Here is a 14,636-nt window from a genome sequence, read left to right on the forward strand (position 1 = left end):
TCAATCGATTTCATCGGAGCGTGATGGAAATGTTGTCAATGAGACGGGTCTGGCCGACGCGGGCGGCGATCAGCATCCGGGCCTCGCCGGGGCCGATCACCGGGCCGAGATCGGGTGCGCGCAGGGCGAGATAGTCGATCTTCACCGACGGAACCGCCTCGAGTTCAGCCTGCGCCGCGGCCAGCACCGCGTCCGGACCGTTCATCCCGGCCTTCGCACCAGCGCTCAGCGCTCGGTACAGCACCAGCGCCTCGTCACGCTCGGTCTCGCTCAAATACCGGTTGCGTGAGGACAGCGCGAGCCCGTCCGCCTCCCGCACGGTCGGCACCGGCACGATGTCGACGTCCATGTCGAGGTCGCAGACCATCTCGCGGATCAGTGTCAGTTGCTGGTAGTCCTTCTCGCCGTACAGCGCCAGATCGGGCGCGGTCAGGTGCAGCAGCTTCGAGACCACGGTCAGTACGCCGGAGAAGTGGCCGGGCCGGAACACTCCTTCGAGCTCGTCCGCCAACGGGCCCGGATGCACCGTGATCGACGGCTCGTTCGGGTACAGCTCGTCCCGGGACGGGTTGAAGACCAGGTCGACGCCCTCGTTCTTCGCGATCGCCAGGTCACTGGCCAGCGTCCTCGGGTACCGGTCGAAGTCCTCGCTCGGCCCGAACTGCAACGGGTTCACGAAGATCGTCAGGACCACGCTGCCGTCCGGCCCGACCCGCTCGCGGGCCTCGGCCAGCAACGCGGCATGGCCGTCGTGCAGGGCGCCCATCGTCATCACGACCGCCCGCGGCCGGATCGCAGCCGCCGCTCGCAGTTCAGCCTTGGTCTGGGTGAGTCTCATCGCGGTGCCTCCCCTGTCCGACCTGCCCGGTGCTCGTCGAGTACCTCGGTCAGTACCTCGGTCAGCCGGCGGACCGTCTCCGCGTCCAGCCGCCCGTCCGTCGCCAGTTCCACAGTCGCCCGGGCCAGTTCGGCGTACGTGCGCCGCGTGCTGCCCCGAAGTACTGCCAGATGTGCTGCCACCGTGTCGACATCGCCCCGGGCGATGGGCCCGGTGAGCGCATGATGACCGGATCGCAGCGTGTTGTCGAGGGTTGCGACGAGCAACGGCCGCAGTGTCGCCACCGGATCCGCCACGCCGGCCTCCCGCAGTACGGCGACCGCCTGCGAGACCAGTGTGGTCAGGTGGTTCGCGCCGTGGACCAGACCGGCGTGGTAGCGCGCCCGCTGCTCGTCAGCGACCCACTGCACCTGTGCGCCCAGCGCCTTCACCAGCCGCTCGACGATCGCCCGTGCCGCATCAGGAGCGGTCGCGGTGAACATGACCCCGTCCAACCGCACAAGGCCGCCCGGAAACGTCATCGACGGGTGCAGCGCGACCGGTGTCGCAGCAAGCCCGGTCAGCGGCGCCAGGCCGTGTGCTCCGGACAAGTGGACGACGTACTGCGCACTGGTCAACGGCAGCGTTTGCGCGACCTCGTGGATCAGGTCGTCCGGTACGGCGACCAGTACGACGTCGGCGCTCCTCGTGACCTCGTCAGCGGTCAGCACAGGCACAGCGGGCAGAAGCCTCGCAGCGCGGTCCAGCGACGCGTCCGAGCGCGCGGTGACTCCGACCAGGGGATGTCCGGCTGCCGCCAAGGCTGCTCCCAAGGCGGTCCCGGCCCGGCCGGCTCCGATCAAGCCGATCCGTTCCATCACTCACTCTCTTCTCGTTCCAGTCCCGCTTGGGGGTACCAGACGATCTACCTGTCAGCGTAGGTGATGAGAGCATGGTGCGGTGAGTGATGCGTGGGCAGCAGGTGCCGAATTGACCGCGATCCTGATCACAGTTCCTGAGCTGGCGGAGTACACAGAGCGTTGGCGTTCGGTGTCACGGTCGACCGCGAGACCACAGGTCCCGTTGACCGAGCTCATCCCGCCGCACGTGACCGTGCTGGTCCCCTGGGTTGCCGAACCCACCGACACCGAACTGGCCCGGCTGGAGGCAGCAGTCGCGGCGATCAAGCCGTTCGAGCTGAGCTTCCCGACCGCGGGTCAGTTCCCGAACGGTACGGCGTGGCTGCGGCCGGAGCCGTTCGACAAAGTGCAGTCGGTGCTCCTGTCCGTCTTCGACGCCTTCCCGGAGTGCCCGCCGTACGGCGGTGAATTCCCGGACCCGCATCCGCACCTGACCATCTCGTCGTCCGCCCAAGGCGGTCCGGCCGTGGTGGCTGAGGCGAACGCCGCCCTGGCCGCGGCACCGGCCCCGACCGTCCAGCTGACCCAGCTGGAGCTGTGGCGCGAGGACGCGGACGGTGTGTGGCACCAGCTCGGCGCCGTACCGCTGGGGTCGGCTACTTCCTGATCTGGAAGCCCACTGCGCCGGCAGCCTTCTTGGCCTGCCAGTCCGCTGGTACGTCGGCCGGCGTCAGCTCACGCAACTGGTCGACGCTCGGGTCGGTGAGCGCACCGATCCGGACGGCCTGCTCGGACACCGTGGCCTCGAACAGGTTCCGCACGTCCCGTCCGTTCCCGAACTCGGCCAGGTGCCGGATCCGGTCCAGCAACGCGCCAACCCGCTCCACAACCCCGTCGGCCAGCAGGTACCCGGCCTTGCCGCTCAGGAACTGGAAGATCTCCTGCAACTCCGGCAACGAGTAGTCCGGGAACTCCAAGGTCGTCGGCACCCGCGAACGGAGCCCGGGGTTCTGCAGGAACAGCCCCTCCATCGGCTCGGTGTACCCGGCCAGCACCACGACCAGGTCCTCGCGGTGTTCCTCCATCAGCTTGATCAGCGTGGCGAGCGCATCGGCCCCGTAGCCGCGCGCGTCCGCCAGCGTGTACGCCTCGTCGATGAACAGCACGCCGCCCAGGGCCTGCTCCACCAGGCGCTTCACCTTCGGCGCGGTCTGGCCGACGTACTGGCCCATCAACTCGTTGCCGCTCGTCTCCACCAGATGCCCGACGCCGAGCAGACCGAGGTCCCGGTAGATCTCCGCGAGCAGTCGCGCCACCGTGGTCTTACCGGTGCCGGGGTTGCCGGTGAACACCATGTGCCGGGACCGATCGGTCGGCGGCATCCCGGCCTTGGACCGCAGTACGTCGGCCTGCGCCTCCGCGGCCAGCCGCTCCACGGTCGCCTTGACGTCGGCGAGCCCGGTCATCGCCCCGAGCTCTGACCGCGGATTCTCGTGACGCGGCAGGTCGCCCAGGTTCTCGTCGGTCAGGTCGGCTACATCGGACCGCTCGATCGTCCGGACCTGCTCCATGGTCGGGGCCTCCAGCGCAGCCAGCCGGACCGCCTGCAGCGTCGCGATCCGCTCCAGCAACGTCCGTACCGTCCGCGCGTTGCCGAACCCAGGTGCCCGCGGCGCCTTGTGCAGCGTGGCGAGCGCCTGCTCGGACACGCCGTCACCGAGCACGAACCCGGCCTGCTCAGCCGCCTGCAGGAAGATCTCGTGCAGCTCGCCGTCGGTGTAGTCCGGGAAGTTCACGAAGGTCCGGATCCGCGACTTGAGGCCCGGATTGCTGTCCACCAGCGAGTACATCTCGTTCGGGTAGCCGGCCATCACCACGACCAGGTTGTCGCGGTGCGTCTCCATCAGCTGGATCAGGGTCGCCACCGCCTCCCGGCCGTAGTCCCGCCCCGAGCCGCTGAACAGCGAGTACGCCTCGTCGATGAACAGCACGCCACCCAGCGAACGCTCGACCACCTCGGTCACCCGGGGCGCCGTCTGACCGATGTACGACGCGACCAGGTCGGCCCGCCCCACCTCGACCAGATGACCGGACGAGAGCATGCCCAGATCGCGGTACACCTCGGCCAGGATCCGGGCGACCGTGGTCTTGCCGGTGCCCGGGTTGCCGCTGAAGACCAGGTGTCCCATCGGTTTCGGCAGCCGCAGCCCGGCCTCAGCACGCAGCTTCGCGACCTTCGCCTCCGCGACCAGTTCGTGCACGCGGGCCTTCACTGCACCCAGCCCGGTCATCTCGTTCAGGTCGGCGATCGGGTCCCCGGCCGCGGGTGCGTCCGCCCGCAGCTTGTCCGGCGCGTCCGCCTCGACCACGGCCTTCGGCGGCCGGAACGAGTGCAGGTCGCGCAGTCCCCGGAAGAACCCGGCGACCATGTACAGCTCCTTCGAGGCCTTCGCCTTGTCCGGAAGCCCGTTCAGGCTGGCGCCGACCTGGTAGACCGCGGCCAGGTACTCGCGGGCGCTGTACGGCGCTCCGGCCTCGACCGCGCGGATCATCCAGGCCTGCCGCCGGCGCCGCCACTCGGCCGGATCCGGCCGGGTCTTCGCCTGGTCGAGCGCCTTCTGGACGTCTGCCGTCCCGGACGGGCCGAGCGCCGAGAACGAGAGCCCGGCGGGCAGGTCGGTCCGGCCGATCTGCTGGAGCAGGCCGGCGATCTCCTCCGCGAACGGCTTCTCCGCCTCGGGCGAGACCGCCGCGATCTGCTCGTACGCCGCCTGCAGCCGGTTCACGCCGTACACCATCAAGTCGAGCGGATTGCCGGACAGGTTCGGGAAGATCTGGCGCAGGTCGTCGTTGCCGAACTCCTCGACCCAGCGCTTCAGCACCACCGGCCGGGACTGGGCGAGGTGCAGGTCGAGCAACTCAGGACTGGCCAGGACGTGGTCCAGCATGGATGCCATCGCCTTCCGGCGGGCCTCCAGTCCCGGGATCCCGGTCAGCAGGTCCAGCATCTCCCGGCACGCCCGGATGACCTCCTCCTGCGAATCCCGGTCCCGCCGGAGCGGGTACGGAATGTCGAAGGACGCGCCCGTCTCCCGCCAGTTGGCGATGTCCGTGTCGATCTCCTGCTGCTCCTCGCGCCACTGGTTGAGCAGCAGGAAGTGCAGATTCCGCGCGCCGCCGACGAGGATGCCGAGCGGCGGCCACAGGCTCTTGAACACGAAGTAGAACGTGTCCACCAGCAACGGTGAGCCCTCGATGAAGTACTTGTTGCCGGCCGACACCTTGCCCAGCCCCGGCCGGTCCACCAGTTTCGCGACCTTGGCCTTCGTCGCGTCGAGCCACTCCGGAGTGACGACGTACGGCGGTTCGGCACCGACCACATCGAACGCCGGGTCACCGTCGAACAGGACCCCGAGCTCCTCCGGAAGTGTCGCCACGATGCCTGATCCTAGGATCGTTGAGGTCCAATCCTCTTCTGACTGGTGGTTGTATGAGCGAGACGTTCCGGGTGGCCTGGGAGCGGGCTCTGTACGGCCCCGACGGCTTCTACCGCCGGGAGCGTCCGTCTGGGCATTTCCGTACGTCGGTGCACGCATCTGCCCTGTTCGGGCAGGCCATCGCGCGTCTGGCCGGTCAACTCGGTCTGGACGAGGTGGTGGACATCGCTGCCGGCTCTGGTGAGTTGGGCAAAGTCCTGCGCGCAGAAGGCCTGACGGTCGTCGACATCGAGCTGGACGACCAGCTGCCCGATCGCCTGAGCGGACTGGTCATCGCCAACGAGTGGCTCGACAACGTCCCGTGTGAGGTGGTCGAGTGGGACGAGGACGGCGTACCGCGCTATTTGACCGCTGACCTGACACCAGGTGAGGTTGTGGACGGCAACGATCTGGACTGGTTGCAAGAGTGGTGGCCGGGCGAGCCTGGCGACCGGGCTGAGGTCGGTAGGGCACGTGACGAGGCCTGGCAGGACGTGGTCGGGCGGCTCGCGGACGGTGCGGTCGCGATCGCCATCGACTACGGACACGTGAAGTCGACAAGGCCGCCGTACGGGACCCTGACCGGTTTCCGCGCAGGTCGTGAGTGCGCGCCTGATCCCGACGGGAGCTGCGACATCACTGCCCACGTGGCCCTCGACTCGCTCGGCGGAACCATCCTGAGCCAGCGGGACGCCCTGCGATCCTTGGGTGTCAGTGGGGCCCGTCCGAGCCTGCAACTGGCCCAGACGGAGCCGCTGCGCTACCTGTCCGAGCTGTCGTCAGCCGGCGAGGCAGCCGAGTTGCTGGACCCGTCCGGGCTCGGCGGGTTCGGCTGGGTCTGGACAGCGACCGACCCGGCCACCGTACGGCGGGCCTCGCGCGCCCTGTCCGCCTGAGCCGCCACCAGCGCCGCAGCCTCCACCTGGTCGCGGTGCAGCGCGATGGCATCAGTCGGACCCAGTGGGGTGTCCACATGCACGTCGGCGAGCCCCAGGCGCCGCTGGATCGGCCCCTGCTCCAGCCGGACAGACTGGGTCTTGTGGTGCAGCACGATCGACGTACGACGGCTCACCCAGCCGCGCGTGGTGACCATGACCTGGTCGTCGACGCCGTACGTCAGGTACCGCCAGCCGATCGGACGCAGCCACTTGGCACGCTCCGGCGCCGGGTGCATCTGGATGCGGCTCAGGTCGAAGCCAGGCAGCACCCGCGCAAGGACATAGGCCACCTCGGCACGCTCGCCGACCGGAAGCAGCTGCGCACCCTCCAGCGCGTCGGCGCCGTCCTCCTTCTGTCCGGCCACACCCGCGATGTCCAGCTCGACCCGGGACCAGCCGAGCAGCCGCCAGATCAGCGGCTCGGTGATCAGCAGGCCCTGCACACGGCCAGGCGGCACGGTCTGGCGCTGGACGTCGAATAGTCCGCGTTTGGTTCGCAAACCGTGGCTGGTCTCGGACAGCGTGAACCCATGGTTCCCCACGACCTGCTTCCAGATCGGCTGCACCACACCCAGCAGCAACGGCAGACCGGCGAACAGACCGATGTGGAAGTCCAGAACCATGGTCGCCACGATCAGCCAGATCAGTGCACCGGCACTACCGACGACGGTGGACGACAGCAGCGTCGCACCGAGCAGGCGGCTGGTCGGGACCGTCAGCAGCGGCGGGGCCTCCGCCTCGGCCTGCTGAGCGTGCTCCTGCTGTTCAGCAGCCTTCTCGCCCTTGGCCCGGACCAGGAGCGTGGTGCGGAGCTGCTGCGCCTCGTCGTACCGGAAGTAGCTCAGCTTGCCGTCGCTCTTGCCGCCGCCGGCCACGTCCATCCGCAGCTCGGCCATGCCGAACAGCCGCGCGACGAACGGCTGCGCCACGTCGATCGCCTGGATCCGGTCGAACCGGATGATCCGGGTCCGGCGGAACAGGAACCCGCTGTCCACCCGGATCGCATCGGCCGTCAGCTGCCACTTGGTGAACCACCAGGACAGTGCGCCGAGCAGGATGCCGCCGACGAGCACACCGGCCAAGCCGATACCGGCGATCGTCAGGTTGCTCCGCAGGCCCTCGTTGTTGACCAGAGCGACGGCCGCGACGACGAAGTACCCCCATCCCTTCACGAACGGGGTGAGCGGGTGCAGCCGTTGGCCGACGACCTCGCCCGTCTGCTCAGCCTGCTCGGTCACAGGCCCCACGCCTGTGCCTGACCGAGGGCGGACAACCGGTCGCGGAGCCGGCCGGCCTCGTCCGGGTGCAGCCCCGGGATCTTCGCGTCGGTGGCCGGCGTCGCCGTGTGCAACTCCACGGTGGCCATCCCGTACGCGCGTTCCAGCGGCCCGGCGGTCACGTCCACGAACTGCATCCGGCCGTACGGTACGACGACCAGCTCGCGGAACATGACGCCGTGGCTCACCATCAGCTCATCCTCGCGCTCGGCGTACTTCCAGGAGCGCTGGTTGCGGCCGATCAGCACCCAGGCCCAGCCCAGGACCAGTGCGATCACCACGACCGCGAGTACGCCGTACAGCCAGCTCAGCGTCAGGCCGAGCACAACCAGCGCCGCGATCGCGGCCAGCCCGGCGACGATCGCCGCGTTCAGCCGCCGCAGCGTGGCCAGCTTCGGCGAGACCGGCGTCCAACTGACATCCGAGGGTGCGAAGAGATCGTCCACAGCCCCAGCCTGTCACGATAGGGGGCATGAGTACCGAAAGAGTGGTGGGAGTCGGCGCGGGAGCGGCTGGATTCGACCGCGCGTACGAGCGGGGCGGGACCGGCGCCGGCTCGGAACTGGCCACGTCCGACATGGTGCTCAACATCGGTCCCCAGCACCCGGCGACGCACGGCGTACTGCGGTTGCGGCTGACCCTCGACGGCGAGCGGATCGTCGGCTGCGAACCCATCATCGGCTACATGCACCGCGGCGCGGAGAAGCTGTTCGAGGTCCGTGACTACCGCCAGATCATCGTCCTGGCGAACCGGCACGACTGGCTGTCCGCCTTCTCGAACGAGCTCGGCGTCGTGCACGCGGTCGAGCGAATGATGGGCCTCGAGGTCCCCGTCCGGGCGGTCTGGCTGCGGACCCTGCTGGCCGAGCTGAACCGGATTCTGAACCACCTGATGTTCCTCGGCTCGTACCCGCTCGAGCTCGGCGCGATCACGCCGGTGTTCTACGCGTTCCGCGAGCGCGAGACGATCCAGGCGGTGATGGAAGAGCTGTCCGGCGGCCGGATGCACTACATGTTCAACCGGGTCGGCGGCCTCAAGGAGGACCTGCCCTACGGCTGGCTCGGCCGCGCCGCCGCCGCCTCCGCCGCGGTCCGGACCCGGCTGCCCGACATCGAGAACCTCATCCTCGGCAACGAGATCTTCCGCGCCCGCACGGTCGGCGTCGGCAAGCTCGCCCCCGAACTGATCGCGCAGTACGGCGTCTCCGGGCCGATCGCCCGCGCCTCCGGGGTGGACGCCGACCTCCGCCGCGACGAGCCGTACCTGGCGTACGGCGAACTGCAGGACGTGCTCCGCGTCGTCACCCGCCCCGAAGGCGACTGCTTCGCCCGCTTCGCCGTACTGCTCGAACAGGTCAAGGTGTCGCTCGACCTCGTCGACGCCTGCCTCGACAAGCTGTCCACGCTGCCGGCCGGACCGGTCAACGTCCGGCTGCCGAAGATCCTCAAGGTCCCCGAGGGCCAGACCTACGCCTGGACCGAGAGCCCACTCGGCATCAACGGCTACTACCTGGTCTCCCGCGGCGACAAGACCCCCTGGCGCCTGAAACTCCGCTCAGCCAGCTTCAACAACATCTCAGCCCTCCCCGCCCTGCTCCCCGGCACCATGATCCCCGACATGATCGCCATCCTCGGCAGCATGTTCTTCGTCGTCGGCGACATCGACAAGTAAGTCAGCTGGGAAACAAATGTGCACGTGCTGACCACTAGTTTCCCAGCCGTCAGCTGACCGGGCAGGACGGATTGCAGGGGTGCGCGGTGACTGACCGCTCCTTGCGGCGCATCAGTTGCAGGACCTGTACTGCGGCCGCACACGGACGACTCGTGATGTCGAGCCACCCGTACCGCAGAGTCGCCTCCGATCTCAGCGCAGCGCGGTTGTCGCGATCGAGATCCCGCCACCGCTGTCGCGGCGCGAAATGGAAGCGGCCGTCCAACTCGACCACGAACTCGTACGGCACGTAGGCCACATCGGTGTATTCGCCGTCCACGGCACGCTGGCGCTGCCCTGCGGGCAGGCCGTGCGCTCGCTCGACGTCGCGCAGATAACGAAGCTCGAGCAGCGAGTGTGTTCCCTCGGCGACGTCGACGAGAATCGACCGCAGCGCGGCACGATGACGGAGTTGAGGGCGGCCGGTGAGTGCGGCGAGGATCTGTTCGGGGGCCACCCGCCCGCTCTGGCAGGCCTCCGCAACGACCGCTGCCGCGTCATCCAGGGACCGCGAGATGCCGACGATCTCCAGCACCGCCTCGGCCGGCCGGCTTCGCGGCGGGATCACCGCGGCCAACCGATCCTCCCAGTGCGCGTCTCGGGTGATCACGAGGTTCGGGCGTGCGCGAACCCGACGACGCCATGGGATGGTCAGGTACACCGGACGCCGGTCGTCAGGCTTGATCAGACCGAACTGCTCTGCGGCCGTGTAGTGGCTCCAGGCAGCCTCCGGGCCTGCGTAGAGGAGCGCCGCCACGAGTCGCTCGTCGTACCCGACCGGACCGGTGTGGGTCACGTACACACCAGGATGAACCGGCTTCCAGCGTCTGCTGCGAACACGGCGGCGTACGTCGACGTCGGGCAGCCCGGCCGCCAGCAACTGCGCTCGCGACACGACGCTGTGCTGCTCGTGAATCAGTACCGCGAGACCCTCGTCGTTGAGCTGTTGCCGCCACCACCAATCCACCCGCCCCAGCCTGACGGATTTCGCCGCCCCCCGCACACACCCTGTGGACAACGCAGCATTGCACGCCGGCTGGGAAACAAATGTGCAGTACTGACCAATAGTTTCCCAGCCGTGGTTAGGCCAGCAGTTCCTGCAAGGGTTCGCGGAGGGCGTTGGCGACGGCGAAGACGCCTCGGGACTCGGGGGCGTGGTTGGTGCCGTCGAGGTCCAGGACGGTGACGCCGGCTTCGCGGCAGATCGATACGCCGGCCATCGTGTCCCAGGGCTTGTTGGAGAACATGATCAGCGCGTCGAAGTAGCCGTTCGCGGTCCAGGTCAGGGCGGTGGCCGCCGTACCGATCATCCGGAGGCGTTGCACTCGCGGGGAGAGGCGCTCGATCAGCGCGAACCGGTCCGCGTTCTGGGCCTCCGCGTTCGGGCCGACGGCATAGTCGCCCACGGCAACCAACGCGGTGGTGAGGTCGGTGCAGTCACTGCCCCGGATCGGCTTCCCGTTGCAGGTTGCACCGAGCCCCTCGGCCGCGGCGTACGTCGTACCGAGCGCCGGGTGGTCGATCACGCCGGCGACCGCGCGGCCCTCGTGGATCAGTCCGAGCGAGATCGCCCACAGGGGTACGCCGTGGATGAAGTTCACCGTCCCGTCGACCGGGTCCAGCACCCAGCGCGTCCCGTCGGTGGCGCCGCCCTCCTCCTCGCCGAGTACGCCGATCTCCGGCGTCTCCCGCTCGAGGAAGGCCCGCACCTCGCGCTCCACGGCGAAGTCCACCTCGGAGGCCATGTCCCGGTCGCCCTTGAACGTCAGCTCACCGACCGCACGGCTCTGTGTCACCGCCCGCCCACGCTCGACGGCAGCTCCTGCAACCTTCAGCAGCTTCGTAAGATCCACACCCAGAACCTACGTGGAGCCACCTGCCCACCGCTCCCGGCCGTCCGCAGGGCGGGCGGCGTGGCCTCAGGCGAGCCCCAGTTCGCGGCGCCGGCGGCGCCATGCGGCTGCGGCGGCGAGGCCCCCGACTGCCAGCGCACCGACGGCAGCTGCTTGGCCGATCTTGATCGGGCAGCCGCTGGCGCAGTCCGGGATCGGGTACGGCTGGCCGGGGTTGAGTTCGTGGGTCTCGTCGGCGCCGACGTACGCCTCGTCCGCGGGGAACGGGAAGCCTTCCGGGTTCAGGAGGCGGTACCAGTACAGGTCGTCCCACGCCTTGCGCCGGCACGTCACGTTCACCGACGGAGACTCGTACGGCGTCGGTCCCAGCTGCCCGATCGGCAGATGATCCTCGTTGTAGACCGTGACGTGGCCGTTCGGATCGTTCATCGTCACGGCCGGATAATTCGCGTCCAGCCCCATACATCGCAGTATGGGGCGGGACTCAGGACGCGGCCAGGCCTCGGAGCTTGAGGTCGACGACGGTCGGCGCGTCGGCCTGCGAGTGCTTGTCGCCGGCGGCAACGACGGTCGCGACCTCCTCGTCGATCTTGTCCAGGCGCTGGTCGATCTTGTCCAGCCGGCGCTGCATCAGGTCGACGAACTCCGCGTTCTCGACGACCCGGGCGCTGGTGATCCGCGAGTACTCCTGCGCGACCTGCGCGCGCTCGTCTGAGTGGGCCAGCCGCTCGACCAGCAACTGATGGCGGAACAGGAAGGCAGCGGCGATCGCGACCAGAACGGCCCCACCTGCGGCGGCCCGGAGAATCCAGGCATTCTGCGAGAAGAGCGCAATACTCACGCCCAGGCAGACAACGATCAGCAGACCGTTGGCGACGGTGAGAACTGTGGTCCTGGTTCGACGGCGGCTACCCCTTGAACCCATGGACCGCATGTTAGGGGGTCTGGTCGGGGTCCTCGGGAATGCGACACGCGCGTTCGAGCAACAATCCGGCCGTGACGACCAGCACGGAAACCACCGCCGCGGCGCCGGCCATGATCACCCGGTTACGAGGACCGGAGGACCCCATCGCCTGCAGGAAGCTTAACGCGAACCCTGCGTACACGCCGGTGCACAACGCGCCGACGAAGGCGCTCGCCTTCCCGATCATCAACAGGAAGACCGCGCGCGACGGTTCGATGCGTTCCCGGCGTACCTGGATCCGCTGGTGGGTGTTGCGGGCCGCGGCGAACAGCAGCGCGGCCAGGAACGCCCAGGCGATCAACGTCAGCCAGGACGTGGCCGGCGCGACACCGCCGCCGGCCTCGATCGCCTTCACCATCGTCACGCCGACGGCGACGCCGAGCACGGCGATCGCGACCAGCAGCCGCCGTGACGTCGGCCGCACCGAGCCCGGGCGCGGCGGTTCCTGCTTGTCGCCGTTGGGATCCTTGGGTGCCCGATCGGGCTCGGTACCGCCGGACACCACTACTGCAGCTCGATGTCGAGCTTGGTCACACCGTCGGTCCCGACCTTGGCGAGCAGTTCCGCGACCGGACCGTGGCCCGGCAGTACGGCGTCCCGCTCGATGTCGAGCCACGGCGCCAGCACGAACGCGCGCTCATGCGCCCGCGGGTGCGGAATCGTCAGTTCGTCGCTCTCGATCGTCTTCTGCCCGTAGGTGATCAGGTCGACGTCGAGGGTCCGCGGCGCGCCCGGCACGCTGCGCTCGCGGCCGAACGCCTGCTCGATCGCCTGCGCCCGCTCGAGGAGCAGGTCGACGCCCAGCGTCGAGTCGGCGAGCAGGACGATGTTCAGGTACGGGCCGGACTCGTCCGGGCCGCCGATCGGTTCGGTCTCGTAGACCGGCGAGACATCGACCACCACGACGTCCGGGGTGTCCCGCAGTGCGTCGACCGCGCCCTGCAGGTTCGCCTCACGATCGCCGAGGTTGCTGCCGAGCGACAGGATCACCTGACGGATCGGCTTCAGGCCGCCGCTCAGGGTGTCCGCGTCGATGACGTGGGGACTTGGGGTCTCAGTCACGAGGATTCTCCGGCTCTGCGCTGCACGGTCAGGACAACGTCGTCGAACGGCACCGTGATCGGCGCCGAGGGTTTGTGGATGGTGACCGCCGTCGCTGTCACCCGCTTGTCGGCGAGGCAGAGATCGGCGATGCGCTGGGCGAGGGTCTCGATCAGGTCCACCGGGTCGGTCTCGATCGCGGTGTGCACCTGCTCGGCCACCACCCCGTAGTTCACGGTGTCGGCCAGGTCGTCGGAAGCCGCCGCGGCCCGGGTGTCCAGCTCCAGCCGGACGTCCACGACGAACTCCTGCCCGTCGGCCCGCTCGTGGTCGAACACCCCGTGGCGCCCGAAACCGCGGATGCCCCGGATCTCGATCACATCAGGAGGTGAAACGGGATTACTCATTCCGCCTCCTCCTGTCGGCCCCCAGACGACAGTACCGGTGAGGCATGGTGGATCCACAACCGCCAGCCGGTAGAAGTTCGGCGGAAAACGTTGGTGGCCAGCGCCTTTCCGCCCGCGAACCCGTCCTCCGGCGCACCCTCGCCCGACGACAGGACATTCTCCGTACACGTGACGTATGCCACGTCTTCATCCACCCGCACCTGCACGTCGGTGAGGAAGAACTGGATGTACGGCGTGTTCGCGAAGATCATCGCCCAGGCCCGCATCAGCTCGGCGTACCCGGAGATCGCCGCGTTGCCCGGATGGATGCACACCGGGTCCGGCTCCGGCAGCCAGACGGCCGCCATCAGGTCCAGGTCACCGGCCTCGAAAGCGTTGTAGAAGGCGGTGTTCGCAGTGAGTACGACGTCCTGCACCGTGGCACCGGTCTGTCGCTTGGGAGTACCGTCCTGCCGCGGTCCGTCCGTCATACGGTTCCCCATCTCTTCGCCACCCGGACCGCGTCCGCGCTCGGTGCCACCGCGTGCGCCCGGACACACCAGGCACCTGCGGCGGCGGCCAGGGCGGATACGGCCACGCTCGCGTCGTCTCGTCGTACGGCCGGTCTGGGTTCACCGGTCTGCTCGTCGGCGAGCAGCCTACCGAGGAACGTCTTCCGGGACGCACCGATCAGTAACGGTCTTTCGAGTACGGCGAATTCCCGCAACCGGCGCAGAATCTCCCAGTTGTGGTCCGCGTTCTTCGCGAACCCGAGACCGGGGTCGAGCGCGACCCGGTTCAGGTCGATGCCCGCCTGGCGGATGACCTCGAGACGTTCGGCCAGCTCGGCGATCACCTCGGCCACCACGTCGTCGTACTCCGCCTGGTTCTGCATGTCGATCGAGTGCCCGCGCCAATGCATGCACAGGTACGGCGTTCTGCGCTCGGCGACCAATGGGAGCATGTCCGGATCGGCCTGCCCGCCGGACACGTCGTTGATCATCGTGGCGCCGGCGTCGAGCGCCAACTGGGCGACCTGCGCACGCATGGTGTCGACGGAGATGATCGCGCCTTCCGCGGCGAGGGTCTCGACGACCGGGATGACCCGGCGGATCTCCTCCTCCGGCGACGGCCGGACGGCACCCGGGCGGGTCGACTCACCACCCACGTCGAGCAGATCGGCGCCCTCGGCCAGCAGTTCCCGGCCGTGCTTGATCGCGGCGCTCGGCTCGAACCACTCGCCGCCGTCCGAGAACGAGTCCGGCGTCACGTTCACCACACCCATGACAAGACACCGGTCCACCACCGGCAAC

Annotated in this window: 16 protein-coding genes and 1 pseudogene; 3 read left to right on the plus strand and 14 right to left on the minus strand. The window is 68.7% G+C overall.

Translation table 11 applies throughout. The features are described from left to right. Positions 1-10: 10 nt before the first annotated feature. Positions 11-838 (minus strand): pantoate--beta-alanine ligase, encoded by an 828-nt coding sequence (gene panC / locus ACWF0M_RS20760; RefSeq protein ID WP_452237322.1) that lies wholly within the window; start codon positions 836-838, stop codon positions 11-13. Next, positions 835-1,695: a Rossmann-like and DUF2520 domain-containing protein gene (locus tag ACWF0M_RS20765; protein WP_452237323.1), complete on the minus strand. Its 861-nt coding sequence runs from the start codon at positions 1,693-1,695 to the stop codon at positions 835-837. The genes panC and ACWF0M_RS20765 overlap by 4 nt, the downstream gene beginning before the upstream one ends. Positions 1,696-1,777: 82 nt before the next feature. On the opposite strand from ACWF0M_RS20765, the gene ACWF0M_RS20770 reads away from it, so the two are divergent. Further along, positions 1,778-2,344, plus strand: coding sequence for a 2'-5' RNA ligase family protein (locus ACWF0M_RS20770; RefSeq protein WP_452237324.1), 567 nt, complete (start codon positions 1,778-1,780; stop codon positions 2,342-2,344). Here the strand turns inward: ACWF0M_RS20770 and ACWF0M_RS20775 are convergent. Next, a complete protein-coding gene (locus ACWF0M_RS20775; RefSeq protein ID WP_452237325.1) occupies positions 2,334-5,114 on the minus strand; it encodes an AAA family ATPase in 2,781 nt (926 codons plus the stop codon). The genes ACWF0M_RS20770 and ACWF0M_RS20775 overlap by 11 nt on opposite strands. A gap of 53 nt (positions 5,115-5,167) precedes the next feature. On the opposite strand from ACWF0M_RS20775, the pseudogene ACWF0M_RS20780 reads away from it, so the two are divergent. Further along, a pseudogene (locus tag ACWF0M_RS20780) lies at positions 5,168-5,806 on the plus strand (SAM-dependent methyltransferase); the annotation flags it as partial. Positions 5,807-5,913: 107 nt separating this feature from the next. Here ACWF0M_RS20780 and ACWF0M_RS20785 read toward each other — a convergent pair. After that, positions 5,914-7,329, minus strand: a complete 1,416-nt coding sequence (locus ACWF0M_RS20785; RefSeq protein WP_452237326.1) for a PH domain-containing protein — start codon at positions 7,327-7,329, stop codon at positions 5,914-5,916. Continuing rightward, the gene (locus ACWF0M_RS20790) at positions 7,326-7,814 is read right to left on the minus strand and encodes a PH domain-containing protein (protein WP_452237327.1); all 489 of its coding nucleotides are present in this window, start codon (positions 7,812-7,814) and stop codon (positions 7,326-7,328) included. Before ACWF0M_RS20790 ends, ACWF0M_RS20785 begins: the two co-directional genes overlap by 4 nt. A gap of 26 nt (positions 7,815-7,840) precedes the next feature. On the opposite strand from ACWF0M_RS20790, the gene ACWF0M_RS20795 reads away from it, so the two are divergent. Further along, the gene (locus tag ACWF0M_RS20795) at positions 7,841-9,040 is read left to right on the plus strand and encodes an NADH-quinone oxidoreductase subunit D (protein WP_452237328.1); all 1,200 of its coding nucleotides are present in this window, start codon (positions 7,841-7,843) and stop codon (positions 9,038-9,040) included. A 49-nt stretch (positions 9,041-9,089) separates the two neighbouring features. Here the strand turns inward: ACWF0M_RS20795 and ACWF0M_RS20800 are convergent, their stop codons facing one another. The 9 genes from ACWF0M_RS20800 to folP form a co-directional block, all read right to left on the minus strand. Then, on the minus strand, positions 9,090-10,046 hold the full coding sequence (locus tag ACWF0M_RS20800) for a type IV toxin-antitoxin system AbiEi family antitoxin domain-containing protein (RefSeq protein ID WP_452237329.1): 957 nt from the start codon (positions 10,044-10,046) through the stop codon (positions 9,090-9,092). Between the two features lie 115 nt (positions 10,047-10,161). After that, the gene (locus ACWF0M_RS20805; RefSeq protein WP_452237330.1) at positions 10,162-10,932 is read right to left on the minus strand and encodes an inositol monophosphatase family protein; all 771 of its coding nucleotides are present in this window, start codon (positions 10,930-10,932) and stop codon (positions 10,162-10,164) included. 66 nt (positions 10,933-10,998) lie between these two features. Then, on the minus strand, positions 10,999-11,394 hold the full coding sequence (locus ACWF0M_RS20810) for a hypothetical protein (protein WP_452237331.1): 396 nt from the start codon (positions 11,392-11,394) through the stop codon (positions 10,999-11,001). Positions 11,395-11,416: 22 nt separating this feature from the next. Next, positions 11,417-11,857: a hypothetical protein gene (locus tag ACWF0M_RS20815; RefSeq protein ID WP_133785777.1), complete on the minus strand. Its 441-nt coding sequence runs from the start codon at positions 11,855-11,857 to the stop codon at positions 11,417-11,419. Between the two features lie 10 nt (positions 11,858-11,867). Beyond that, on the minus strand, positions 11,868-12,398 hold the full coding sequence (locus ACWF0M_RS20820) for a DUF3180 domain-containing protein (protein ID WP_452237332.1): 531 nt from the start codon (positions 12,396-12,398) through the stop codon (positions 11,868-11,870). A gap of 2 nt (positions 12,399-12,400) precedes the next feature. Next, a complete protein-coding gene (folK, locus tag ACWF0M_RS20825; protein ID WP_452237333.1) occupies positions 12,401-12,958 on the minus strand; it encodes a 2-amino-4-hydroxy-6-hydroxymethyldihydropteridine diphosphokinase in 558 nt (185 codons plus the stop codon). Then, entirely contained in the window at positions 12,955-13,344 is a 390-nt protein-coding gene (gene folB / locus ACWF0M_RS20830; RefSeq protein WP_452237334.1) for a dihydroneopterin aldolase, read from the minus strand. Before folB ends, folK begins: the two co-directional genes overlap by 4 nt. Then, complete coding sequence (locus ACWF0M_RS20835; RefSeq protein ID WP_452237335.1) at positions 13,341-13,814, minus strand: nuclear transport factor 2 family protein; 474 nt, start codon at positions 13,812-13,814, stop codon at positions 13,341-13,343. The genes folB and ACWF0M_RS20835 overlap by 4 nt, the downstream gene beginning before the upstream one ends. Then, on the minus strand, positions 13,811-14,608 hold the full coding sequence (gene folP / locus ACWF0M_RS20840; RefSeq protein ID WP_452237378.1) for a dihydropteroate synthase: 798 nt from the start codon (positions 14,606-14,608) through the stop codon (positions 13,811-13,813). Before folP ends, ACWF0M_RS20835 begins: the two co-directional genes overlap by 4 nt. Positions 14,609-14,636 lie beyond the last annotated feature (28 nt).

This window comes from Kribbella sp. NPDC055110, assembly GCF_053607525.1.